The following is a 6000-nucleotide window of genomic DNA, read 5'->3' as shown; positions in this document are numbered from 1 at the left end:
AGTCTACCTAGAAAAATTGCTTTTTAGCATGTGAATATTTCATGCGTTTGCCCTGCTCACTAGGAGAGGCTGGCAATAACTGTCCAAATTTTTCGGCCAAGTATAAAAGAATAGTGCCCGACTCAAATATACGCGTAGGCGCAGCCGTAGAGTGATCCATTAATGCCGGTATTTTGGAGTTAGGATTAACAGCGACAAATCCACTCGAAAACTGATCACCAGCACTAATATCAATATAGTGGGCATCATATTCTGCCCCCGCCTCCCCTAGCGCCAACAACTCCTCTAGCATAATGGTGACTTTTTGGCCGTTAGGCGTCGCCAGCGAATGCAGCTGAAAAGGGTGATTACCCACAGGCAATGCTTTTTCGTGCGTGGGGCCTGCAATCGGGCGGTTCGTGCTACTCCAATTACCACCATTTTCTTGCTGCCACTGCCACACTTTAGGTGGTTGATAAGTTTCATTAGCGGACATGAGTGCTCCTTAATTTAACGGGCGTTTAAATATTTTTAGTAACTATTCAGCTGTAGAAAAATATTGCTCACCCAGAGGGCTGATTGATTTTTTTCTAGGCATTCACGCGCCGGGAGCGCGTGTATAGTGCCCATGGATGGCTAGAACGGCCTAGAAAATGATCAATTAGAACTCAAGGGACGAGGAAACAATATTTCATCCATTAATGCTTGATCTCGACCTCCTTACCTTCGTTGCTCAAAGCGTTACATGCCCCGGCATGCGCCCCTTTAAGCGCCTCGATAAGAAAGCCGATCTCTTCGCCTAATTGGATAAACTATTATTGCCTCGTCCCCAATTTCGCAGATAGCTGAATAGTTACTATTTTTATTCTGCAGCGGGTGCATGAATAACCGCATCAGCAAAACCTTGATAAGCCGCTTGGATATTCTTAGCCATGCTATCAGGGAATACATGAAAATCGCCACTGGCTAAAGCCGTAACTATGCCATCTGCAACACTCGATGCCGGGTCGGATTCCTCAAAACCGGCCTTAGCCGCCATGTCTGTTTTAATCGGGCCAGGGTGTACACTTAAAACCTGAATACCCAGTGGTAAAAACTTATCCCTTAAGCCCTGTGTAATTGAGTATGCCGCTGCCTTAGAGGCCGAATACGTGGTAAATGGCGTGAAATTCACAATGGATGCTACAGAATTTAATTGCACAAATGCCGCTTGATCTTTACTCGCCAAAACGGGAGAAAAAGCTTGTGCCATACGCATTAAGCCATAAACATTAATCTTCATTTCGTGAGCCAAAGCCGCTTCGGCATCGTCTGCTAGCGGGTCGGCCACTTCGAGCACGCCGGCATTATTCACAACAATATCCACATCTTGCGCTTGTGCAGCCGCTTGCTTAATGGATTCTGCATCCCCAACATCCAATTTCAGCGTGATGACTTTATCGCCATATTGCTGCGCCATCGGTAACGTAGACTCCGGATTGCGCACCGCCAAATACACCTTGCTCGCGCCCTGCGTAATAAAGGCCTCCACAATCGCCTTGCCAATACCTCGATTAGCCCCAGTAACTAAAGCCACTTTACCTTCAATTGAAAAACTCATATTCGTTGCCCCTTTGTTATGCGAATAAATGGTTGTGTGAATAAATGGTTGTGTGAATAAATGACCAGCGGTTATACCGAGTAGACTAAATTCGATTTTGTACCGATCGGTATGATTGATCGTATTGTACCGATCGGTATAATGATGTCAATACCCCCTCAAGCCCTAAATATTGGAAGCGTTATGTCCGGTGGAAGAAAAATTGCATTTGATAAACAGCAGGCGCTCGCTGCCGCAATGCATGTTTTTTGGAAGAAAGGTTTTGGCGCGGCATCGCTTACGGACCTCACCACGGCCATGGATATAAACAAACCCAGCCTATATGCCGCCTTTGGTAATAAAGAGTCTTTGTTTATTCAAGCCACCGACTACTATGTAGCGCACATTGCGAACGCCTACTGCCAGCCATTGCAGCAAGTTGGCGTCCCGCTACGCGAGCGCTTATCGGCCTTTTTAATGTCTGTACTCGCAGGGCAATGCGACGAAAGTACACCCAAGGGCTGCTACATATCCCTGTGCGCCGCCGAAACAGAAGCCGAAGCCACTCCACCAGCGGCTCGTCAAAAAATACAAGAAGTCAGTCAATTGTCGTACAACATGCTACTCACACTGTTTTCCCAAGACCCAGAGGCTAAACAATTAAAGCTAGATACCAATGCCGCCGAGAACGCTAACTTTTTAATAACGGTATTACACGGCTCGGCCTCAATGGCACGCACGGGGCACAAACACGATGCACTTGCGCCCATAGTGATGCAGGCTCTCAAGGGGCTGGGTATTTAATGCATAAATAAATCATCTGCAGTCACATTCAATATTCGCTGCCACTGCGCGATACCCGTACAATATCCCCTACTTATTTAACACGGTTATATTTAAACCCATCGTGATACTTTCCTTCAGCTTACATGACCTCGCGCTTGCAATAGCCGCTTGCTGCTCCTTATTAATTGCCGTACCCGTTTTATTTTTTTCAGCGGTATCGCAAGGGCGGCTTCCCTTGGGACTATTTTTTGTCTGCATAGGCTTGGGGCTGGGGTGTAAGCTTACGATTTGGAACCCCTCTTTTGATTCAGCGCCCTGGCTACTGCATACAACGATTACGCTGGTATACATCACAACCTGCTACCTGAAAGGCCCAATGCTGTTCTTATACATCAACAGCGCCCAGGCAGTACCCCCACCGCAAAAGGCCCGAGGGATTAGTTTTATTATTGCCGCATTTATCGCCGCAATAATAGCCGTAATGCTAGGCGCCGACCGAACCGTATTACAAAATAATTTCACGGGCCACGAGTGGCTACCTTTCCTGTTTATAGGCACACTGGGCCTTGTACCTTGGGTGTTTGCCATTGCAGCGCTTATCACCGTTAACCGAAAAATAACCACCAAAAATAAATACCTTCTGTATTTAACTTATGGCTATATTGCCGTTTGGAGCTGGGGCTTAATCGCGCATTTTTTGGGAAGCTTTATTCACGCCACCCTAGGCGATCGCATCCCCCATATTATTGGCGCGACCAATAACTATATTTCTTTGTTATTAACAGCGTTTTTGTATGCTAAATCGTATCGCCCAAATCAGGCAGCAAATACACAGCAACAATCGCCAACCTCCCCGGTTACGCCACCACAAGTAAAAGAATCACGCGAAGACACAGAGGCTCTAGAGTTAATCAACAGCGCACTCACTCACGATAAAATATATCTAGATAGCCGAATTAACCTTGTTCGCTTCGCCGAACACACCAAGCTAAAAACCAAAACGGTTTCGCGCCTTATCAAGCAATATCATCACTACAGCTTTATCGAGCTGATTAACCAAGAGCGCTTAAAAGAAGCTGAGCGCCTTTTAACCCACACACACGATCTAACCGCCCAACGAGTTGGTCAAGTATCCGGTTTTGCGAGTAGCTCATCTTTTTATCGTTTGTTCAAAAATGCCTATGGCGTCTCCCCTGCCCATTATCGAAAAAACAAAGCTAATCATTCAAAGACTAAAATCTAGCGCTCTCTTTCATCACAAGCCATAAGCCATAAGCCATAAGCCATAAGCCATCCATAATAAGGAGCAATTCACGCTCCAGGCCCTTTATAAAGTACTACTTTACGTATTTTTATTCCCAATATTAAATCGATAATGATTAAGAATAGGGAAATGTGAAGTCGCGCGCCTAGAATGCGCCCAGTCTTTAAACCGGCATACTTCGGAGATAATTATGCGCTTCAAACAACTGCTTTGTGCAGCTTCATTCATCAGTACCGCCTTTGTGGCAAGCCAACCTGCGCTGTCCGATATTCAATCCGATCGCTCGCTCATCATCACAGAAACACAAATTCTGAATCAGTTTAGCGCGCAAGCGATATTCGATAAGTTGTTAGCCGATGAAGGTGACGCCACCCATTCCGCGCAAGATATTCTGGATAACTGGCCCGGCTGTCTGCGCGACAGCAACCAAACATTTAATGGCTTCCCTGTTGATTGCCGCGCCCTAACACTCGGCACCATCAGCAATTACACACCAATAGCCCTCACCAACCGCTTTGACTTAGCCGACGATCAGCAGTGTGGCGAATACCGCATTGCCTTTGCCGATGTTCGTGGCACTGGTGAAACCATTAACTTTATGATTTTTGAAGCACAGCTTCCCAACCCTAGCCCCTCGCTAGGCAAAGAAGGCTGCCGGCCTATCGCCGATTTTTGGGCAGGGTTATCTGAAGAAGATAATATCGCCGCTCGCGCTAGCGCATTACAGCAGTTTTACTTTAACGGCGTAAGCGGTATCCCCGCGGTTTTTGACGTAAACCATTTTGCCGGTGGCGAGAACGGTTCGGGCCAAATTCGCCTTAATCACCGCAACAGCCGCTTAACAACATGGTCACAATTTGAATTCCGCACCATCCCCAATTCAGGCAACCTCGTGATTGCGCAAAGCACCGCAAAAGACAACCCTTTTGACGAGCTCGCCAGCGACACAAGCAACCACCCTTTAGCCGACAGCTTTAAAACCGCCGTATTAGATGCGCTAACGGTTAACGGTCAAAACTTACTTGCCAACACAATGAGTTCGCTTGCGATAAACCTACCGGATGCATTCGCCACCGGCAGTGGTTTTTCAGATGATTTTAGTACCGATTTCGACGGCGGCGTCCTGGGTCATTTTGATGAGCAGGGTAACTTTGCTAACGATATTCAAAACCAACTCAATGCCACAGGTAGTGCATTAACGCCACAACAGGTAATTTCACGAGTCAACTCGTTAAGCTGTGGTGGCTGCCATAATCAAGGCCAAGTATTGGGCGGTAATATTAGCTTTACCTCGAACAAGCAATCCTCTGAATTTCTCAACTTTTTGCCTACAACACTTGGAACACCAATCGTAATTGAAGCCGAAAATTTTGCCAACATGTCTGGCGTTCAAACCGAAACAACCACCGATACCGACGGCGGGCAAAATGTTGGCTGGCTAGATGCCGGCGATTGGATGACCTACAACATTACTTTACCACCAAGCAATAACGGCCAATACGAAGTACGCTATCGCATTGCCAGCCCGAACAACGGCGGTAAGCTACAGTTAGAATCACAAGGTGGCAGCCAAGTATTTGGGCAGCTTGATATCCCAAAAACGGGCATTACCTGGCAATCGTGGAGCACAATTAAACAGACGGTTTCTATTCCCGCCAATACAACAACGCTCGCTATTGCTGTTTTAAATCCAGGCTGGAATATTAACTGGATTGAAATTCGTGGTAATGGTGATGAGCGCTATGAAGTAAAGCGCACACTACAAGAGACTTTTATTCCCGAGCGTAAAACCATTCTTGAAGATTTTCTTGCGGCGGCATGCACAAGCTGTAACAACCTCGTTCAAAATGGTGATTTCGAGCAAGGCGCTAATTTTTGGCAAACCTACCAACAAGCACCAGCAGCGGCTACATTCGACTTAAACAATCAGTTTAATGATGCACGTATTTTTATCGATGCTGCAGGTAACCAAAATTGGAATATTCAATTTCACCAAGCAGGGCTTCCCTTAACGCAGGGGCAGCAATACCGCTTAAGCTTTAACGCGATGACCTTTGGCAAAACCACCCAAGCTAATATTGATGTTGTGGTTGAGCAAAATGGTGGCAACTACACAGCTTACATGCCATCGCAAACGGTAAGCTCGAATCCTGGCGGCACCCACCACGAATTCACCTTCACCATGCAACAAGGCACAGACAACAACGGCCGCATCACCTTTAACTTAGGCTCGAATGGTCCTCTTGCTCCCGGACTTGCACGCGCAATAAGTATTGATGACGTGATATTAGTGCCTATTAATTAAACGTAACTATTCAGCCATGCACAAATAGGCCGGCAAACAGATCATTTTCTGGGCCGCTCAAGCCATCCATGGCCGCTATGCAAGCGT

At 46.6% G+C, this 6000-nt stretch carries 5 protein-coding genes; 3 read left to right on the top strand and 2 right to left on the bottom strand.

The window, feature by feature from the left end:
• Positions 1–7 precede the first annotated feature (7 nt).
• On the bottom strand, positions 8–475 hold the full coding sequence (locus AC3A8L_RS00300) for a glutathione S-transferase N-terminal domain-containing protein (protein WP_487960210.1): 468 nt from the start codon (positions 473–475) through the stop codon (positions 8–10).
• 366 nt (positions 476–841) lie between these two features.
• Entirely contained in the window at positions 842–1579 is a 738-nt protein-coding gene (locus AC3A8L_RS00295; protein WP_487960209.1) for an SDR family oxidoreductase, read from the bottom strand.
• Positions 1580–1690: 111 nt separating this feature from the next.
• Between AC3A8L_RS00295 and AC3A8L_RS00290 the strand changes: the two genes are divergently transcribed.
• The 3 genes from AC3A8L_RS00290 to AC3A8L_RS00280 all read left to right on the top strand — a co-directional run bounded on the left by AC3A8L_RS00290 (position 1691) and on the right by AC3A8L_RS00280 (position 5913).
• Positions 1691–2362 (top strand): TetR/AcrR family transcriptional regulator, encoded by a 672-nt coding sequence (locus AC3A8L_RS00290; RefSeq protein ID WP_487960208.1) that lies wholly within the window; start codon positions 1691–1693, stop codon positions 2360–2362.
• Positions 2363–2579: 217 nt separating this feature from the next.
• Positions 2580–3587 (top strand): AraC family transcriptional regulator, encoded by a 1008-nt coding sequence (locus tag AC3A8L_RS00285; RefSeq protein WP_487960207.1) that lies wholly within the window; start codon positions 2580–2582, stop codon positions 3585–3587.
• Positions 3588–3798: 211 nt separating this feature from the next.
• Positions 3799–5913 (top strand): carbohydrate-binding protein, encoded by a 2115-nt coding sequence (locus AC3A8L_RS00280; RefSeq protein WP_487960206.1) that lies wholly within the window; start codon positions 3799–3801, stop codon positions 5911–5913.
• Positions 5914–6000: the final 87 nt, after the last annotated feature.

The organism is Marinagarivorans sp., assembly GCF_982758155.1.
Note: the sequence above shows the minus strand (reverse complement) of the source record. Positions and strands in the feature narration are given on the sequence as shown.